General features: G+C 61.5%; 18 protein-coding genes and 1 pseudogene. 9 read left to right on the top strand and 10 right to left on the bottom strand.

The features are described 5' to 3' along the window. Window position 1 precedes the first annotated feature (1 nt). A complete protein-coding gene (locus tag ACWPVA_RS19000) occupies window positions 2-481 on the top strand; it encodes a tellurite resistance TerB family protein (protein ID WP_454289154.1) in 480 nt (159 codons plus the stop codon). Then, window positions 474-1,205: a glutamine amidotransferase gene (locus ACWPVA_RS18995; RefSeq protein WP_454289153.1), complete on the top strand. Its 732-nt coding sequence runs from the start codon at window positions 474-476 to the stop codon at window positions 1,203-1,205. The genes ACWPVA_RS19000 and ACWPVA_RS18995 overlap by 8 nt, the downstream gene beginning before the upstream one ends. Here the strand turns inward: ACWPVA_RS18995 and ACWPVA_RS18990 are convergent. Further along, entirely contained in the window at window positions 1,193-2,437 is a 1,245-nt protein-coding gene (locus tag ACWPVA_RS18990; RefSeq protein WP_454289152.1) for an MFS transporter, read from the bottom strand. The two genes, ACWPVA_RS18995 and ACWPVA_RS18990, sit on opposite strands and share 13 nt — an antisense overlap. A 113-nt stretch (window positions 2,438-2,550) precedes the next feature. Between ACWPVA_RS18990 and ACWPVA_RS18985 the strand changes: the two genes are divergently transcribed. After that, window positions 2,551-2,871, top strand: a complete 321-nt coding sequence (locus ACWPVA_RS18985) for a YggT family protein (protein WP_454289151.1) — start codon at window positions 2,551-2,553, stop codon at window positions 2,869-2,871. Then, window positions 2,868-3,182: a DUF167 domain-containing protein gene (locus ACWPVA_RS18980; protein WP_454289150.1), complete on the top strand. Its 315-nt coding sequence runs from the start codon at window positions 2,868-2,870 to the stop codon at window positions 3,180-3,182. The genes ACWPVA_RS18985 and ACWPVA_RS18980 overlap by 4 nt, the downstream gene beginning before the upstream one ends. A gap of 3 nt (window positions 3,183-3,185) precedes the next feature. Here the strand turns inward: ACWPVA_RS18980 and ppa are convergent, their stop codons facing one another. Continuing rightward, the gene (gene ppa / locus ACWPVA_RS18975; RefSeq protein ID WP_454289149.1) at window positions 3,186-3,719 is read right to left on the bottom strand and encodes an inorganic diphosphatase; all 534 of its coding nucleotides are present in this window, start codon (window positions 3,717-3,719) and stop codon (window positions 3,186-3,188) included. A 191-nt stretch (window positions 3,720-3,910) separates the two neighbouring features. On the opposite strand from ppa, the gene ACWPVA_RS18970 reads away from it, so the two are divergent. Further along, window positions 3,911-4,534, top strand: coding sequence for a hypothetical protein (locus tag ACWPVA_RS18970; RefSeq protein WP_454289148.1), 624 nt, complete (start codon window positions 3,911-3,913; stop codon window positions 4,532-4,534). An 18-nt stretch (window positions 4,535-4,552) separates the two neighbouring features. On the opposite strand, the gene ACWPVA_RS18965 is transcribed toward ACWPVA_RS18970, so the two are convergent. Further along, entirely contained in the window at window positions 4,553-5,059 is a 507-nt protein-coding gene (locus ACWPVA_RS18965; protein WP_454289147.1) for an N-acetyltransferase family protein, read from the bottom strand. Window positions 5,060-5,256: 197 nt separating this feature from the next. Further along, window positions 5,257-7,093 (bottom strand): annotated as a pseudogene (typA, locus tag ACWPVA_RS18960) (translational GTPase TypA). Here typA and ACWPVA_RS18955 point away from each other — a divergent pair. After that, window positions 7,052-7,237 (top strand): hypothetical protein, encoded by a 186-nt coding sequence (locus ACWPVA_RS18955; RefSeq protein WP_454289663.1) that lies wholly within the window; start codon window positions 7,052-7,054, stop codon window positions 7,235-7,237. The pseudogene typA and the gene ACWPVA_RS18955 overlap by 42 nt on opposite strands. A 13-nt stretch (window positions 7,238-7,250) precedes the next feature. On the opposite strand, the gene ACWPVA_RS18950 is transcribed toward ACWPVA_RS18955, so the two are convergent. Next, on the bottom strand, window positions 7,251-9,314 hold the full coding sequence (locus ACWPVA_RS18950; protein ID WP_454289146.1) for a M3 family metallopeptidase: 2,064 nt from the start codon (window positions 9,312-9,314) through the stop codon (window positions 7,251-7,253). A gap of 257 nt (window positions 9,315-9,571) precedes the next feature. Here ACWPVA_RS18950 and ACWPVA_RS18945 point away from each other — a divergent pair, with 257 nt between their 5' ends. Beyond that, entirely contained in the window at window positions 9,572-10,765 is a 1,194-nt protein-coding gene (locus ACWPVA_RS18945; protein WP_454289145.1) for a multidrug effflux MFS transporter, read from the top strand. 57 nt (window positions 10,766-10,822) lie between these two features. Here the strand turns inward: ACWPVA_RS18945 and ACWPVA_RS18940 are convergent, their stop codons facing one another. Beyond that, window positions 10,823-12,046, bottom strand: coding sequence for an argininosuccinate synthase (locus tag ACWPVA_RS18940; protein ID WP_454289144.1), 1,224 nt, complete (start codon window positions 12,044-12,046; stop codon window positions 10,823-10,825). A gap of 208 nt (window positions 12,047-12,254) precedes the next feature. On the opposite strand from ACWPVA_RS18940, the gene ACWPVA_RS18935 reads away from it, so the two are divergent. Beyond that, window positions 12,255-13,106 (top strand): SDR family NAD(P)-dependent oxidoreductase, encoded by an 852-nt coding sequence (locus ACWPVA_RS18935; protein ID WP_454289143.1) that lies wholly within the window; start codon window positions 12,255-12,257, stop codon window positions 13,104-13,106. A gap of 86 nt (window positions 13,107-13,192) precedes the next feature. After that, the gene (locus ACWPVA_RS18930; protein ID WP_454289142.1) at window positions 13,193-13,834 is read left to right on the top strand and encodes a LysE family translocator; all 642 of its coding nucleotides are present in this window, start codon (window positions 13,193-13,195) and stop codon (window positions 13,832-13,834) included. A gap of 71 nt (window positions 13,835-13,905) precedes the next feature. Here the strand turns inward: ACWPVA_RS18930 and ACWPVA_RS18925 are convergent, their stop codons facing one another. From ACWPVA_RS18925 to rlmN, 4 genes are all read right to left on the bottom strand, one after another. Then, window positions 13,906-14,700, bottom strand: a complete 795-nt coding sequence (locus ACWPVA_RS18925; RefSeq protein WP_454289141.1) for an ABC transporter ATP-binding protein — start codon at window positions 14,698-14,700, stop codon at window positions 13,906-13,908. Beyond that, window positions 14,697-15,578 (bottom strand): ABC transporter permease, encoded by an 882-nt coding sequence (locus tag ACWPVA_RS18920; protein WP_454289140.1) that lies wholly within the window; start codon window positions 15,576-15,578, stop codon window positions 14,697-14,699. The genes ACWPVA_RS18925 and ACWPVA_RS18920 overlap by 4 nt, the downstream gene beginning before the upstream one ends. A gap of 99 nt (window positions 15,579-15,677) precedes the next feature. Continuing rightward, window positions 15,678-16,631, bottom strand: a complete 954-nt coding sequence (locus ACWPVA_RS18915) for an ABC transporter substrate-binding protein (protein WP_454289139.1) — start codon at window positions 16,629-16,631, stop codon at window positions 15,678-15,680. Window positions 16,632-16,749: 118 nt separating this feature from the next. After that, window positions 16,750-17,985 (bottom strand): 23S rRNA (adenine(2503)-C(2))-methyltransferase RlmN, encoded by a 1,236-nt coding sequence (gene rlmN / locus ACWPVA_RS18910; RefSeq protein WP_454289138.1) that lies wholly within the window; start codon window positions 17,983-17,985, stop codon window positions 16,750-16,752. Window positions 17,986-18,128: the final 143 nt, after the last annotated feature.

Raw genomic sequence — 18,128 nt, 5'->3', positions numbered from 1 at the left:
CATGCTGGAACGATTGCAGTCCTTCTTCCAGAGCCTGACCCAATCCAGGGAAGACGAGCCGGCCTTCGCTCCGGACGATCCGCGGGTATCCGTCGCCGCCCTGTGCCTGCAGGTCATGGAAGCGGACGGGGTTGTCCATGACGCCGAGAGGCTCAAGCTTCGCGACCTGCTGCGCGAGCAGTATGCGCTCGACGAGCATTCGATCGATGCGCTTTTGGCGGAAAGCCGCAAGGTCGAGAGCGAGGCGGTCGACTACTACCGCTTCACCTCCGAGCTCAAGCGCACCTTGGATGAAAGCCAACGCACCCAGCTCGTCGGCATCCTCTGGGACATCGTCTACGCGGACGGTACCCGCAGCGAAATGGAAGACCATGCCATATGGCGGATCGCCGACCTGCTTGGCGTTTCAGGCCGTGATCGGGTGCATGAGCGGCAGGAAGCCCAGGCACGCGCCGGCCTTGAGGGCGAAGGCGATGCTTGACGATCCTTCTCGGCGCCGCGGCTGCCTGCCTGTCCTGATCGTGCTCCACCAGGAGAGATCAAGTCCAGGCCGGGTCGGCCAGATGTTGTTGGAGAAGGGCTTTCCACTCGATATCCGCCGCCCCGTCCTTGGCGACGAGCTGCCGATGACGCTTGAGGCCCATTCCGGCGCGGTGGTGTTCGGCGGCCCGATGAGCGCCAACGATCCTGATCCCTTCGTCAGGACGGAAACGGACTGGCTTGCCGTACCGCTCAAGGAGAACAAGCCCTATCTGGGCATCTGTCTCGGCGCCCAGATGCTCGTGCGCCATCTGGGCGGCAAGGTGGAGGCCGAACCGGAGGGCCGCGTCGAAATCGGCTGGTATCCGCTGCGACCGACCGAGCGCGGTCGACTGCTGATGCGCTGCTGGCCCAAGATGGTCTATCATTTTCACCGAGAGGGCTTCGACCTGCCGCACGGTTGCCAGTTGCTGGCCGAGGGTGACGTCTACCGCAACCAGGCCATCCGTTACGGCGACAATGCCTGGGGCCTGCAGTTCCACGCCGAACTCACACGGGCAATGATGCAGCGCTGGGTCGTCCACGGCGCGCACCGTTTCATCATGCCCAACGCCCAGCAGGGCCGCGACCATCTGGAGGGTCGAATGATCTTCGATGCACCACTGAAAGCCTGGCTGTCGGAATTTCTCGACCTGGTCTTTCTCAAGGCCAATCACTTCGCCTGAGTATTGGGCACGTCCAGACTGTCGATCTTTCTCAATTGCGGGAAGCCAAGTGCCCAGAGCGCGGCGACGGCAAGCGTGCCGGCGCCTCCGATCACCACCGCCGGAACGGGCCCCACCAGATGCGCCATCGTTCCGGCCCGGAACTCGCCGAGCTCGTTCGAAGCGCCGACGAAGACCATGTTCACGGCATTGACCCGGCCACGCACCTCGTCCGGCGTCCAAAGCGCGATCAGCGTCTCCCGGACATAGACCGACGCCATGTCGGCGGCCCCCATGAGCATCAGCGCCGCGATCGAGATCCAGGCCGTCTCGGAAAGTCCGAACATGATCGTGCCTGCGCCAAACAGCGCGACGCCGATGAACATGAACAGGCCGGCATTGTGACGGATGGGAAAGCTTGCGAGCGCCACTGCCACGATGACCGCACCCATGCCGGGCGCAGCGCGCAGAAGTCCAAGGCCGAGCGGACCGAGCGTCAGGATATCGCGCGCGAAGACTGGCATCAGCGCCACGGCGCCGCCGAGCAAGACGGCAAAGAGATCAAGCGAGATCGCGCCGAGCACCACCTTCTCGCCGAAGATAAAACGGAACCCGGCAAGGATCGTGTTCCACGAAACCGCTTTGGAAGCGCTGCGCTGGGCCGGCTTTTCCACCATGAAGATCAGAAGGGCGGCCGAGGCGAAGAGGGCCAAGGAAACCGAATAGGCGAGGGTCGCGCTGACGCCGTAGAGAAGACCGCCGGCGACCGGCCCGATAATCGACGCCATCTGCCAGGAGGACGAATTCCACGCGACCGCATTGCCGAGGTCTTCCGGCGGCACGAGATTGGGCGCCAGCGACTGAACGGCTGGCGCATTGAAGGCGCGCTCGACACCGAACACAACGAGGATGGCGAACACGATCAAGGGATCGAAGGCGTCGAACATCGTGAGAAGCAGCATTGCCCCGCCGCACAGCGCACTGACGATCATGCAGATTGCGGCAATCGCCCGGCGATTGTAGCGGTCGGCGACCGAGCCGGTGACCAGGATCAGAAGCAGCGAGGGAAGAAACTGCACGAGGCCGATGAGTCCGAGATAAAGCACGTTGCCCGTCTCGTCATACATTTGCCAGCCCACCGACACGGAGAGAATCTGCGTGGCAAAAGCGCCAAGGAAGCGGGCGAAGAAGAAGCGGAAATAGGACACATGCCGGAAAGCGGCGAAACGGTCACCGGACGAGATTGCAGCCATCTGAGGAACTTCCCGTTCGGATGATTGAAAAAGGACCGGAGCCGACACCCCGTTAAACATGATTTCCCATACGTCGGCCCGCGGGACTTGTCGGTTTAGTCGCCAATGTCTACATGTCTGTCAACGGAGAAATGGAGACCTGCATGCTCGCGCTGTTTCAGACGATCGATCTGGCATTGAACCTTTATACTTGGGTGCTTATCGCCAGCGCCATTTTTTCATGGCTCTATGCCTTCAACGTCATCAATTCGAGCAACCGCTTCGTCGCCTCAATCGGCACCTTCCTCTACAACGTCACCGAACCCGCGCTTCGCCCCATCCGCCGCATCCTGCCCGACCTCGGCGGCATCGACATCTCGCCGATCGTCGTGCTGCTCATCATCTTCTTCATCCGCTCCCTGATGTGGAACAGCATCGTTCCCCTGTTCGTGTGATCCGGCCTTACAAGGCCTTTGACGATCACCTGCGGCTTGCCGTCCGTCTCACACCGAACGGTGGGCGTGATGCTATCGACGGCGTCGAACTGAATGCCGACGGCGAGGCACATCTCAAGGCACGCGTCTCCAGCGTTCCGGAAAAGGGCAAGGCCAACAAGGCGCTGGTCGTACTACTTGCCAAGGCGCTCGGCGTACCGAAATCATCCGTATCTGTCGTATCCGGCGACACCGCCAGACGAAAAATCCTCCGGATCGACGGCGACCCGGAGGATTTGGCAAAACGGATCGACGGCCTGACCGCAGCCTGAACCTTACTTCTGGGCCTTATAGCGCTCGATAGCCTCCACGATCAGCGTCTTGGCAACGCTGACATCCTGCCAACCGGCGATCTTCACCCACTTGCCGGGCTCGAGATCCTTGTAGTGCTCGAAGAAGTGCTCGATCTGCTTGAGCGTGATCTCCGGCATATCGGTGTAGTTTTCGATCTTGTCGTAGCGCTGGGTCAGCTTGTGCGAGGGAACGGCAATGATCTTCTCATCCTGACCGCCGTCGTCTTCCATGATCATGACGCCAATCGGGCGAACATTGATGACGCAGCCGGCAACGAGCGGACGCGTATTGCAGATCAGCACGTCGATCGGGTCGCCGTCTTCCGAAAGGGTGTGTGGCACGAAACCATAATTGCCCGGATAGGTCATCGGCGTGTAGAGGAAGCGGTCGACGACCAGTGCGCCGGCTTCCTTGTCCATCTCGTACTTGATCGGGTGACCACCAACCGGCACTTCAACAATGACGTTCACGTCATCCGGCGGATTCTTGCCGATCTTGATTGCATCAATACGCATTTTCAGCCCCATTGGAGTGTTGAAATCCCGCGTTTCCTAATGGGAAACCAAGTGCTTTGCAACACGGCTTTGGGCGAACCAAGCCGAAAGCCCAAGGCATCAGACAGCGCCGTTGCGGGCCGTCTAGCCAACACCGCGCACGCGGCAGATCTTTCTGCTAGAAATGGCGAAAGCCAGTAGGGGGATGATCCATGTTGAACAATCGAATGATCAGCATTGCCGCAGCACTTGCCACCTTCGCATCCGCAGAGACGGCAACCGCCAATGACAGCGTCTATACCGACCTCGATTTCGATGCCTGCCAGACAATCCTCGACGATGAGTTCAGCGACACGATGAAATGCCCCGGCTACCAGGGCCTTGCGGTCTATTTCACCGAGAGCGACCTGCGTCAGGCCATGCAATACGGGCCGGTGCGCGACGAACTGGTGGGCAAGGTCTACGAGTCCTTCGCTCCCTTCAACCGCGTCGGTTCGAAGATCGAATGGCGGCTGGATGCCGCCGGTAAGCCCATCGCCACGATCCTGCGCTGGTATATCGAGAACATGGGGCCGGAAGGTGAACCAACCGAAGAAAGTACCGGCCAGGTTCTGGTGGTCTCCCGAATAGCGCGACCGGATGATGGTCTGAGCTGCGTCATCGGCTATGTAGACGCACTCGAGAACCGGGACGCAAACATGCTCGCACGGCAAATCGCCGACAACGAGGCGCATGATTTCGCCTGCGGCTATCAGGAACGCTTCTGGCGCGGCAAGCGAGGAGAAAAATCCGGTGAACCGACCATCGTCTGGCCGGAGGGCTATCAGCCGGAATGACCCGGCGACTGGCGGTCCTCAGTCCCAGATGAAGCCGAGCTTCTTCAACTGGACGTCGTCGAAGTCCTCCAGGCCTTCGACGGCATCGACACCACCGTTGGAGCGGAAGAAGTCGACCGCGTGCTGGCTGTCTTCCAGGCACCACACGGCCATGCCGTCACAGCCTAGAGACTTCAACAGGCGACGCGCCTCGCCGAACAGCGTGTGGCCGAGGCCGATTCCCTGATATTCCGGCCGCATGTAGATCTCGTAGATCTCGCCTTCCTGCGGAAGCGCGCGTGCCCGGTTTAGGCCAAGCGTCGTATAGCCAGCAATCATACCCGCGACATCGACGACCAGGATTGTAGCCGGCCCTCGTGTCGCCCTGCGCCACCAGGCCTCGCCACGTCGTTCAAGCATCCTGGTGAGCGGTCTATGCGGAATAAGCCCCGCATAGGCATGCTGCCACGCGCATCGGTGCGCCTCGGCTAGGGAGGCGGCATCCTGCGGCTCGGCAGGGCGCACATCGATCGACAACGTCTTCATAACGCTACTTTCGTCCGGCTGAAGGAAGGTGAAACGACCAATACTCTCCGGTCACGTCGCCTCCAGCGCTCTCATCTGGACCATAGCGGAAAATTTAACGCATTCTTAAGGGCCGTCGCAAGCCCGGCCGGCTGCAATACACAAACAAAAACCCCGGCTCGCAAGCCGGGGTCTGATGCAAAAACTGAACGCGACAATCAGGCTTGAGCGGCAGCACGAGCCTTGTCGAACCGCTTGCGGTCGTTGGCATCGAGATACATCTTGCGCAGTCGGATCGATTTCGGCGTGACTTCCATCAGTTCGTCGTCCTGGATCCAGGAAAGCGCACGGTCGAGCGTCATGCGGATCGGCGGGGTGAGCTTGACCGCTTCATCCTTACCGGCAGCGCGGATGTTGGTGAGCTGCTTACCCTTCAGAACGTTGACTTCGAGATCGTTGTCGCGGGTGTGGATGCCGATGATCATACCCGCATAGACCTTCTCGCCCGGTTCGATCATCATCGGACCGCGGTCTTCGAGATTGAACATCGCGTAGGCGACAGCCTCGCCCGCTCCGTTGGAGAGCAGAACGCCATTGGTCCGGCCGATGATCGGGCCCTTGTAGGGCTGATAGTCGTGGAACAGGCGGTTCATGATGGCCGTGCCGCGGGTATCGGTCAGAAGCTCCGACTGGTAGCCGATGAGACCGCGGGTCGGCGCAAAGAAGACCAGACGGACGCGATTGCCGCCGGAGGGCCGAAGCTCAGCCATCTCGGCCTTGCGTTCGGACATCTTCTGCACGACGATACCGGAATGCTCTTCATCCACGTCGATGACGACTTCTTCGATCGGCTCCATGAGCTGGCCGGTCTTTTCGTCATTGTGCATGACGACGCGCGGACGCGAAACGGCAAGCTCGAAACCCTCGCGACGCATGGTCTCGATCAGAACGGCCAGCTGCAATTCGCCGCGACCGGACACGAAGAACGAATCCTTGCCTTCGGCCTCTTCGATCTTCAGCGCGACGTTACCTTCGGCTTCCTTGAACAGACGGTCGCGGATGACGCGGCTGGTGACCTTGTCACCCTCGGTGCCAGCCAGCGGGCTGTCGTTGACGAGGAAGGACATGGTGACCGTCGGCGGGTCGATCGGCTGCGCGGTGAGCGGCTCGGTCACGGACGGATCGCAGAAGGTGTCGGCGACGGTGCCCTTGGATAGGCCCGCAATCGCGACGATGTCGCCTGCATGGGCTTCGTCGATGGCGGTGCGCTCGATGCCGCGAAAGGCGAGAATCTTGGAAATACGGCCGTTCTCGATCAGCTTGCCGTCCTGGCCGATGACCTTGACGGACTGGTTCGGCTTGATCGAACCGGAATGGATACGGCCGGTGATGATACGGCCGAGGAAGGGGTTTGCTTCCAGGATCGTGCCGATCATGCGGAACGCGCCGTCCTCATCGCCGACGCTCGGCTCGGGAACATGCTTCAGAACGAGGTCCAGCAACGGTGCCAAACCCTGGTCCTTCGGGCCTTCCGGATTGACGTTCATCCAGCCGTCGCGGCCCGAACCGTAAAGAATCGGGAAGTCAAGCTGTTCGTCCGTTGCGTCGAGATTGGCAAAAAGGTCGAAGACTTCGTTGATGACCTCTTCGTGGCGGCCGTCCGGACGGTCGATCTTGTTGATGACGACGATCGGACGAAGACCAACCTTCAGCGCCTTGGAGACGACGAACTTGGTCTGTGGCATCGGTCCTTCCGAGGAATCGACGAGCACGATCGCCCCGTCCACCATAGACAGGATACGCTCGACTTCACCGCCGAAGTCGGCGTGGCCGGGGGTGTCGACGATGTTGATGCGGGTGTTCTTCCATTCAACCGAGGTCGCCTTGGCGAGAATGGTGATGCCGCGTTCCTTTTCGAGATCATTCGAATCCATGACGCGTTCTGCAACGCGCTGGTTGTCGCGGAACGAACCGGACTGTTTCAGGAAGCTCGTCCACAAGGGTCGTTTTCCCATGGTCGACGTGCGCAATGATGGCGATATTGCGAAGTTTCATATAAAGATCTCTGATGGCTGGCGCGCGACAATGAGTGGCGGCGTGTTACTTTGCCGCGCTCATACCCTGTTTTTTGCGTTTGCGAAAGAAAAAAAGGCGCAACCGCCGGGCTTGGTTACCGGCGGTGCGGATTTCGTCTTGTAAACCGATGCTGAAACTAGGCCGCGAGGCCCTTCTTCTTCAGCATGGCTTCAGGGCTCGGCAGCCGGCCGCGGAACGCCGTATAGGCGACTTCCGGATCGATCGAACCGCCAACCGAATAGATATTGGCCTTCAGTCTCTCGGCCATGACCGGATCGAAGGCATTGCCCGTTTCCTCGAAGGCAGCAAAGGCGTCGGCGTCGAGCACTTCCGACCACATGTAGGAATAGTAGCCGGCCGAATAGCCGTCGCCGGCAAAGACGTGCTGGAAATGTGGCGTGGCGTGGCGCATGACCAGCGACTGTGGCAAGCCGATCGTTTTCAGCACTTCGGCCTGCACGGCCATCGGGTCCTCGACGGCGCCCCGGGTGTGGAAGGCCATGTCGACAAGTGCCGACGAGGTGAACTCGACCGTGGCGAAGCCGGCATTGAAGGTGCGAGCGGCAAGAACCTTGTCCAGCAGCGCCTCAGGCATCGGCTTCCCGGTTTCGTAGTGCACCGCGTAGGTCTTGAGGATTTCCGGCACCGTCAACCAGTGTTCGTAAAGCTGCGAGGGCAGTTCAACAAAGTCGCGCGACACGCCGGTGCCGGCAACCGACGGATAGGTGACGTTGGACAGCATGCCATGCGCGGCGTGACCGAATTCGTGGAACAGCGTGCGCGCATCGTCGAGCGACAGGAGCGCTGGCCGACCTTCCTCGGGTTTGGCGAAATTGCAGACGTTATAGATGATCGGGATTTCGCCGATCGCGCCGTTTTTGAGCGGCAGCTTGTGCTGCGACTGGAACGAACTCATCCAAGCGCCGGAGCGCTTCGACGGCCGGGCAAAATAATCGCCGAGGAACATGGCGACCAGCCTGTCCTCGCGGTCACGGATCTCGAAGACGCGCACGTCCGGATGGTAACCGACCACTTGCCTGAGCGGTACCGCCTTGATGCCGAACAGCCGGCCAGCCACATCGAAGCAGGCCTCGATGATCTTCTCGAGCTGCAGATAGGGCTTCAGCTCGGCTTCGGAGAAGTCGAACTTCCGGGCACGCAGCTTTTCGGCATAATGGCGCCAGTCCCAGGGCATCACCTCGTGGTTCTTGCCTTCCTCGGCGATCAGAGCGGCAAGCTCGCGCTCTTCGATCCGGGCCTGATCGAGCGCCTTTTCCCAGACCTTCATCAGAAGCCCGTTCACCGCCTCCGGGGTCTTGGCCATGGTGTCGTCGAGCTTCAGCGCCGCATAATTGGCATAGCCGAGCAGCCCCGCCTTTTCCGCGCGAAGCGCCAGCGTCTCCTTGACGATCGCCCGATTGTCGCTCGTCCCGCCGTTCATCCCACGTGCCACCCAGGCCTTGAACGCCTGTTCGCGAAGGTCACGTCGTGTGGAGAAGGTGAGGAACGGCTCGATGATCGAACGCGAGAGCGTGACGACATGGGAATGGCCCTCAACGCGCGCCGCGGCGACTGTTGCCATGGCCTCCTTCAGAAAATCCGGAATGCCCGCGAGATCCTGTTCGCCGTCGAGTGGCAGGAACCAGGACTTCTCATCGGCCAACACGTTCTGGCCGAACTGCGCGCCGAGGCTCGCGAGCCGCTCATTGATCGCAGCAAGCCGCTCCTGCTTCGCTTTTTCCAGCTTGGCGCCCGACTTCACGAAACCCTTCCAGTGGCGCTCCAGTACCCGCAGTTCCTCGGTCGTCAGGCCGAGTTCGGCGCGTTTCTCCCACAGCGTGTCGATGCGGCGGAACAGGTCGGCATTCATGCCGATCTTCGAATAATGGCGCGACATCTTCGGCGCGATCTCACGCTCGAGCGCCTGGATGAGGTCGTTGCTATGGGCGCCGGCCTTGTTCCAGAACAGCGCCGAGACGCGTGACAGTTCGTCTCCGGCCGTCTCCGAGGCGATGATCGTATTGGCGAAGGTCGGCGCTTCCGGATTTTTCGCGATCGTGTCGATCTCGGCGTCATGGGCGGCAAGGGCGGCCTCGAGGGCCGGCGCATAGTCGTCGTCAGAGACAGCCTCGAAGCGCGGCAGCCCGTTCGGGCCAGACCAGTCGAAGACGGCGGGATTGACGGACGACGATGTGCTCATGGTGATTTCCCCTTGGCCTGCCTGACGCCCGCGAACCGGGCTCGTCCTCCGATATGGTATTCACGGTGTGGGATTGGCAAGCGCAGCGCAGGCCTGGAACCGAATTTTATGGCCATTCCGTCGCCGGCCTGCCCATCAAGGTCGCATTCGACCTATCGCCAAATCATCGCCTCGACTCTATGGTCCATGCTCCCATCAAGCACACGGCCTGCCGGAATCTGCGCCGTCCGCAACACAGTTTGACCGAACGGAACAAGATGACCAAGGCTCGCATGAGCGAGCGCCGCACTTCGCTGATCGGCGCCCTTCTTACCACCATCGGCCCAGTCTCCATGGCCGTCTACACACCCGCCATGCCTGAACTTGTCGAAGCGTTTGGCACGACGGAGAGTGCGATCAAGCTCAGCCTGTCGGTCTATTTCGGCGGCTTCGCCCTCGCCCAGCTGGTTGCCGGCCCGGTTTCCGATGCCTTCGGACGGAGGAAAGCCACACTCGCCTTCCTGACGATCTACATCATCGGCAGCCTGATTGCAGCCTTCGCCCCGACGGTCGACTTTCTGCTGGCAGGGCGACTGATCCAGGGGATCGGCGCCTCGGTCGGCATCACGGTTTCGCGCGCCATCGTCCGTGACCAGTTCAGCGGGGCGGAGGCCGCCCGTATCCTGAACATGGTCGGCATCATGCTGGCAATCGGCCCGGCCGCCGGGCCGACGCTCGGTGGCCTGGCGCTGGCATATTCCGGTTGGCAGGCGATCTTCTTTCTGATGGTCGCCTTTGGTATCGGCACCAGCCTGACGATCGCCTTTCTGATGGCGGAGACGACCACGCCCGACCGTTCTCGCATCCGCCCGACCCGGCTTGTGAGTGCCTATGGCACTCTGATGGCTGATCCACGGGTGCTGTTTTCGGCTCTTGTGCTCGGCGGCTGCATCGGCGCGCTCTACGCGCAGTCGACCATGCTGCCCTTCGTGCTCATCAACCATGTCGGCCTGACACCGAGCCAGTTCGGCCTCGGCATGCTGATGCAGTCCGGTTTCTTTTTCGCCGGTTCCGTCGCCCTGCGCATTTTGGCCCGCCGACTAGGCGAGCGTGGTGCCCTGCGTGTCGGACTGCTGCTGGTCGGTATCGGCGGTGTCATGATCGCTCTTTCCGTGCAGCTTATCGAGCCGACCTTCCTGTCCATCATGGGACCGGTCGCCATCTGCTCCTTCGGTATTGCCTTCGTCAGTCCCTACATCACCACGGCCGGCCTTGCCCCTCACCCTGAAATCGCCGGTTCCGCCGCGGCCCTGATCGGCTTCATCCAGATGGCATCCGGGTTCCTCGGCGGCGTGGCAGCCGCCATGATTGGCGATCCGCTCACCGCCTTCGGCATCGTCATACCCTTCATGGAATTCATGTCCATCGCCGCCTACCTCGCCTTCCTGCGCGCGCGCCGCCGCATGGAATGAAAAAACCCGCCGCTGCGGCTGCAACGGCGGGCTCTTTGAACGCAATACCAGGCTTGCTCAGCCCCTGAGATTGCGCTTGGCGAGCGTGCGCAGCCGCAGCGCGTTGAGCTTGATGAAGCCGGCAGCATCCTTCTGGTCGTAGGCGCCCTGGTCGTCCTCAAAGGTGACGAGCTGGTCGGAATAGAGCGACTGGTCGCTCTCGCGGCCGATAACGATGACATTGCCCTTATAGAGCTTCAAGGTCACTTCGCCTTCCACATGCCGCTGGCTGAGATCGATCGCCGCCTGCAGCATTTCGCGCTCCGGCGAGAACCAGAAGCCGTAGTAGATGAGCTCGGCATAGCGCGGCATCAGCTCGTCCTTGAGGTGGGCGGCGCCACGGTCGAGCGTGATGCTCTCGATGGCGCGGTGCGCGGCGAGCAGGATCGTGCCGCCAGGCGTCTCGTAAACGCCGCGCGACTTCATGCCGACGAAACGGTTTTCGACGAGGTCAAGGCGGCCGATGCCGTTGTCTCGGCCATAGTCGTTGAGCTGCGCGAGGATTGTCGCCGGGCTCATACGAACGCCGTTGATCGAGACCGCATCACCCTTTTCAAAGCCGATCTTGATGATCGTCGCCTTGTCGGGAGCGGACTCGGGCGAGATCGTCCGCATGTGGACATATTCCGGAGCCTCGACGGACGGATCTTCCAGAACCTTGCCCTCGGACGAGGAGTGCAGAAGGTTGGCGTCGACCGAGAACGGAGCCTCGCCCATTTTATCCTTGGCGACCGGGATCTGGTGCTGCTCGGCGAATGCCAGGAGGTCGGTACGGCTCTTGAACGACCAGTCGCGCCACGGTGCGATGATCTTGATGTCCGGGTTCAGCGCATAGGCCGAAAGCTCGAAGCGAACCTGGTCATTGCCCTTGCCGGTCGCGCCATGCGCGATCGCGTCGGCGCCGGTCTTTCGGGCGATGTCGATCAGGTGCTTGGAGATCAACGGCCGTGCGATCGAGGTGCCGAGCAGATAGACGCCCTCATAGACGGCATTGGCGCGGAACATCGGGAAGACGAAGTCGCGGACGAATTCCTCGCGGACGTCCTCGATGAAGATCTCCTTGATGCCGAGCATTTCGGCCTTCTTGCGTGCCGGCTCGAGCTCTTCGCCCTGGCCGAGATCGGCGGTGAAGGTCACGACCTCAGCGTTGAGTTCCGTCTGAAGCCATTTCAGGATGATCGAGGTGTCGAGCCCGCCCGAATAGGCGAGGACGACCTTCTTCACGTCTTTATGCGCTGCCATGATGTAAGTCCGTTCGTGAGCGTTGAGCCGCATCGACCAGGGCCCTTGGTTTGCGGCACTTTTAGCGAGATTATCGCGTCGCGCAAGGGGAAGGGACCATGCGCCACGGCCTGTCCGCGAAAAGCCGAACTGCGCTTTGCTGATTTGACCCGGGCGGGAACCGCGTCCATATCTCTGGTCTACGTGGCAAAGGAGAAGGGATATCGACATGCAACATCCAGCAATCGCCAGCGGCAAGGTGGCCGTCGTCACGGGCGCTGCCTCCGGCATCGGGCTTGCCGCAGCCAAGGACTTCGCCAAGCGCGGCATGTGCGTCGTACTCGCCGATCTCGGCGGCGACCGGCTCGCCGAGGCATGCCGAGGGGTCGCGGCACTTTCCGCCCATCCCGACACCGAGGTGGTGGCGATCGAGACGGATGTCGGCAAGATCGACGAACTGGAAGCGCTCGAACGGGCGGTTATCCAGCGCTTTGGTCGGGTCCACCTGCTGTTGAACAATGCCGGCATCCAGCCGGGCAGCAGCCTGTTCGGACCGCAGGCCAACTGGGACAACGTGCTGTCGGTCAATCTGATGGGCGTGATCAACGGCACGCGCACCTTCGGACCGCACATGATCGGCCACGGCGAGCCGGCGCTGATCATCAACACAGGCTCGAAACAGGGCATTACGACGCCCCCCGGCGATCCCGCCTACAACGTGTCGAAAGCCGGCGTGAAGGCGTTCACCGAAGCACTGCAGCACGAACTGCGCAACACGCCGGACTGCAAGGTCACGGCACACCTGTTGATTCCCGGCTTCGTCTTCACCTCGCTGACGGCCAATGGGCGCACGGTGAAGCCGGAAGGCGCCTGGACGCCGGAGCAGACTGTCGACTTCATGCTGCAGAGCATCGAGCGCGGCGATTTCTACATCCTCTGCCCCGACAACGACGTCGACCGGGCAACCGACGAGAAGCGCATTCTCTGGGCTGCTGGCGACATTGTCGAGAACCGGCCGCCACTGTCGCGCTGGCATCCGGACTATGCGGAAAAGTTCAAGGCCTCGCTGACCGAGCGATGAGCCAGATTGGCAAGCCGCAAGGAGCCCGGTATGGATGACGCCAGTGCGTCGCCTGTTCCGGGCCCTTTTTATTGCGGACACTTCCCATGGATTTCATTCCAGGCCTGCCTACCATCCTCGCCTTCAGCCTTGCGATCTTCCTGCTCGCGATAACGCCCGGGCCCGACATGACGCTCTGGATCAGCCGTTCGCTGCGCGACGGCCGCGCCACCGGGCTCATGACGCTTGCCGGCACGAGCTTCGGCATTTCCATCCACACCATACTGGTCGCCTTCGGTATCTCGGCGCTGATCGTCGCCTCGCCGACCGCCTTCACCCTGCTCAAGACGGGCGGCGCGGGCTACCTTCTCTGGCTGGCGATCCAGGCGGTTCGCCACGGGTCCAATTTCGTCGTGCGCGCCGACGGCGAGCGACAGGCTTCGCCCACCAAGGCCTTCCTCAACGGCCTCTGGGTCAACCTCCTGAACCCCAAGGTCATCATCTTCTTCATGACCTTCCTGCCGCAGTTCGTCAGCGCCAGCGACCCCCACGTCACGGGCAAGCTGCTCTTCCTTGGCATCTGGTCGATCTTCCTGTCCTTGCCGATTGGTCTCGCCATCATCTTCATGGCCGGCGTGCTGTCTTCCTGGCTGCAGGCGAACCTCAAGGTATTGCGCGCCATCGACTATACCTTCGCCGGCGTCTTTTCGATCTTCGCGGTCAAGATCCTGTTCACCCAAGCCCGCTGATCTCAGGCCTCAAAGAAGAAAGGCGCCGAGCCCCGATGGGGTGGCGCCTTTCTTGCTTCGTTTTGTGGAGATCAACCGATCAGCAATTCGTCATCATCCAGCGTCTGGCCGCGAATACGGCGGAACATGTCGATCAGGTCCTCCACCTGCAGGTCCTTGCGATTGTCGCCGGCCACGTCGAGGACGATCTCGCCGGCATGCAGCATGATCGTGCGCGTGCCGAAATCAAGCGCCTGGCGCATCGAATGGGTAACCATCAGCGTCGTCAGCTTGCGCTCCGAGACGATCGACTGGGTGAGGTTCATGATGAACTCCGCCATGCCCGGGTCGAGCGCCGCCGTATGCTCATCAAGCAGCAGGACTTCGGAGCCCGCAAGCGTCGCCATCACCAGCGACACCGCTTGGCGCTGGCCGCCGGACAGGAGGTCCATTCGGTCCGCCATGCGGGTTTCGAGGCCGAGGTTGAGCGCAGCGATACGATCGCGGAATTCGCCACGGCGCGAACCACCGAGAGCAGACACAAGCCCGCGCCGTCTTCCGCGCATCGAGGCGAGCGCGAGATTCTCCTCGATCGACAGCGCACCGCAGCTGCCTGCCAAGGGATCCTGGAAGACGCGGGCGACGAGCCCGGCGCGCGCGGCCGTCGTCTTGCGCGACACATCCGTCTGGCCGATCCTCACTCTACCGGAACTCGGCAGAACGTCGCCGGCCAACACGCCGAGCAGCGTCGACTTTCCTGCCCCGTTCGAGCCGATGACGGTGACGAAGGAGCCGGACTCGATCGTCAGGTTGACGTTCTTGAGCGCCTGTTTCTGCAGCGGGGTACCCCGACCGAAGACGACCTCGATGTTCTCAAGCACGATCATGCCGATGCTCCTCCACGGCGCAGTCTGGGAAGGACCAGCGCGACGGCGACGAGGACAGCAGTGACGAAGTTCAGATCCGAGGCCTTGAGGCCCAATGCATCACTCGACAAGGCGAGCTGGATTGCCAGCCGATAGGCGATCGAGCCGAACACGCAGCCGATGAGCGTGATCAGCAACGCGCGTTTGCCGAACAGCGTTTCGCCGATGATGACGGCGGCAAGACCGACAACGATCGTGCCGACGCCCGAAGTGACGTCGGCAAAGCCGTTAGTTTGAGCGAAGAGGGCGCCGCCCAGCGCCACCAATGCATTGGAAAGGGCGATGCCGAGATAGATCTGCTTATCGGTCTGCACCCCTTGCGCCCTTGCCATCCGGGCATTGGCACCGGTTGCCCGCATGGCAAGCCCTGCGTCGCTTTCCAGGAAGCGCCAGACGAGGAAGACGGCGACCGCCACCAGCAGAAAGACGAAAAGCGGCCGGACGAGATACTCGGGCATGCCCTGGCCGTAGAACGGCGTCAACATCGTTTCCTGGTTGAGAAGCGCGACATTCGGCTTGCCCATCACGCGCAGGTTCACTGAGAACAGCGCGATCATCGTCAGGATCGAGGCGAGCAGATTGAGGATCTTGAACCGGACGTTGAGTATTGCGGTGACAAGACCCGCACCCGATCCGGCGACCATGGCAATAGCACTCGCAACCCAGGCATTGAGGCCGGCGATAATCAGTACGGCGGCGACAGCTGCCCCAAGGGGGAAGGATCCGTCAACGGTCAGATCGGGGAAGTCGAGGACGCGGAAGGCGAGATAGACGCCAATCGCCACGAAGGCGAAGACCAGACCCAGCTCAACGGCACCCCAGAAGGCGATTTGGCTCACGGTGGAAAAGTCCTTTTAGGCCCGGCACCGCCGCTTCGGCACGGCGCAAGGTGCAAGCAGTTGGCGGGGCCGCGCGAACACGGCCCCGGTTGTCGAAGATCATTCGATCGTCTTGGTGGCGCGGCTGGTGATGCTCTCCGGGAAGGTCACGCCCATCTTGGCTGCGGCCTTCTGGTTGATCACCAGATCAGTGCCGGCGGCGACGCGCACCGGAATATCACCCGGGTTTTCACCCTTGAGCACGCGGACCACGATTTCGCCGGTCTGCTTGCCGACGTCGAAATAGTTGAAGCCGAGGGCTGCCAATGCCCCACGGTTCACCGAGTCGGTATCGCCGGCGTAAAGCGGGATCTTGGCCTCCTCGGCAACACCCACAGCGGCCTCGAATGCCGAGACGATCGTATTGTCGGTCGGAACATAGATCACGTCGACGCGACCGACGAGGGCGCGCGCGGCGCCCTGCACTTCAGACGACTTGGTGGCGACGGATTCGACGATGGTCAGGCCGGCTTTTTCGGCTTCGGCCTTCAGGGCAGCAAGCGTCGAAACAGAATTGGCCTCTGCCGTGTTGTAGATGAAGCCGATCGACTTGGCGTTCGGCGTGATTTCCTGGATCAGTGCGACGTGGTCGGCAACCGGCGACATGTCGGAAAGGCCGGTAACATTGCCGCCAGGCTTTTCCATGTCCTTGATCAGTTCCGCACCAAGGGGATCGGACACGGCCGTGAATACGACCGGGATGTCGCGGGTCGCGGACACGACGGCTTGGGCGGACGGCGTGGAGATCGGAACGATGACGTTCGGGGCGTCGCCGACGAACTGGCGGGCGATCTGCGCGGCCGTGCCTGGATTGCCCTGGGCCGACTCGTAGACGAACTTCAGGTTCTCACCTTCCTTGTAGCCGGCTTCGGCCAAGGCTTCCTTGATGCCGTCACGTGCGGCATCGAGCGCCGGGTGTTCGACAATGGCGGTCACGGCGACCTTCACCTCTTCGGCCTTGGCCGGCAGGATCAGGGCGGTTGCAGCAAAAAGGGCAAGTAGGGTGGCGCGCATGGATGCCTCCAATTGTTGGGATACGACTGATCGTCTTAGGTAAGGCCACGCCGGAAATCAATTCACGACCCAATGCAGCATCAATGAATTCTCGTGATGCGTCGCGTCGCCTGCTCGCTCAGTCGTCTTCGCCATGGCCGACGATCATCATCGCCTCGAAGGCCAGGCGGTCGGTCTTGCGCATGCGCTCCGACTCCGATTTCAACTGACCGCAAGCGGCGAGGATGTCACGGCCGCGCGGGGTGCGGATCGGCGAGGCATAACCCGCCTGGTTGATGAAATCGGCAAACTTCTCGATCTGCTCCCAGTCCGAGCACTGATAATTCGTGCCAGGCCAAGGATTGAAGGGGATGAGATTGATCTTGGCCGGAACTCCCTTGAGCAATTGGATCAGCCCCTTGGCATCCTCCAGACTGTCATTGACGTCCTTCAGCATCACATATTCGAAAGTGATACGTCGCGCATTCGACACGCCCGGATAGTTGCGGCAGGCTTCGATAAGCTCCTTCAGCGGATACTTCTTGTTGATCGGCACCAGCATGTCGCGCAGCTCGTCGCGCACTGCATGCAGCGAGATCGCCAGCATCACGCCGATTTCCTCGCCGGTGCGATAGATTTCCGGCACGACGCCGGAGGTCGACAGCGTTACCCGCCTCTTCGAGAGCGAAAGGCCGTCGCCGTCGGTCGCGATCAGCAGTGCCTTTTTCACTTCCTCGAAATTGTAGAGCGGCTCTCCCATGCCCATCATGACGACATTGGTGATCCTGCGGTCGCTCGACGGGATCATCGCGCCCTGTGGCACGTCACGGTCGGGGAAGTCACCCAGCCTATCACGCGCAAGAAGCAACTGCGAGAGGATTTCCTCGGCCGTCAGGTTTCGCACGAGGCGCTGGGTGCCCGTATGGCAGAAAGAGCAGGTGAGCGTGCAGCCGACCTGGCTGGAAATGCACAGTGTGCCCCTGCCTTCTTCGGGAATATAGACGGTCTCCACCTCCACCGGACGGCCGGCACCGCGCGGCGGATAGCGTAGCAGCCATTTGCGGGTGCCGTCGTTCGACACCTGCTCTTCCACGATCTCGGGGCGGGCGATGGTGAAGTTGGCCTTCAACATCTCGCGCATGTCCTTGGAAACGTTCGCCATGGCATCGAAGTCGGACACACCGCGTACATAGAGCCAGTTCCACAGCTGACCGACACGCATCTTGATCTGTCGTTCCGCAACGCCCTTGTCGCGCAACATCGCGCCCAGTTCCTCGCGGCTCGCCCCAATCAGGGTCGGCACTTCCGCCCCAGCCTTGGCGATGGGCGCGGGCCGGGCGTTTTTCTGCCCCATCACACTTTCCATGACAGCCATGTCGATAAAACCCTTTCGATCAAAGGCGCTGCCTTCGCCACCTAAGGGGCGACCGCACTCGATCCTGCATGAACCTAGAAATCGCGCCGAGCGGGAACCAATGTCCCGACAGTCCGGCATTTGCGGCGCCTCTAGCAGTTTTT

This window comes from Rhizobium arsenicireducens (genome assembly GCF_964021225.1).
The sequence above is the reverse complement of the archived record's forward strand: the minus strand, read 5'-3'. Positions and strand labels throughout refer to the sequence as shown.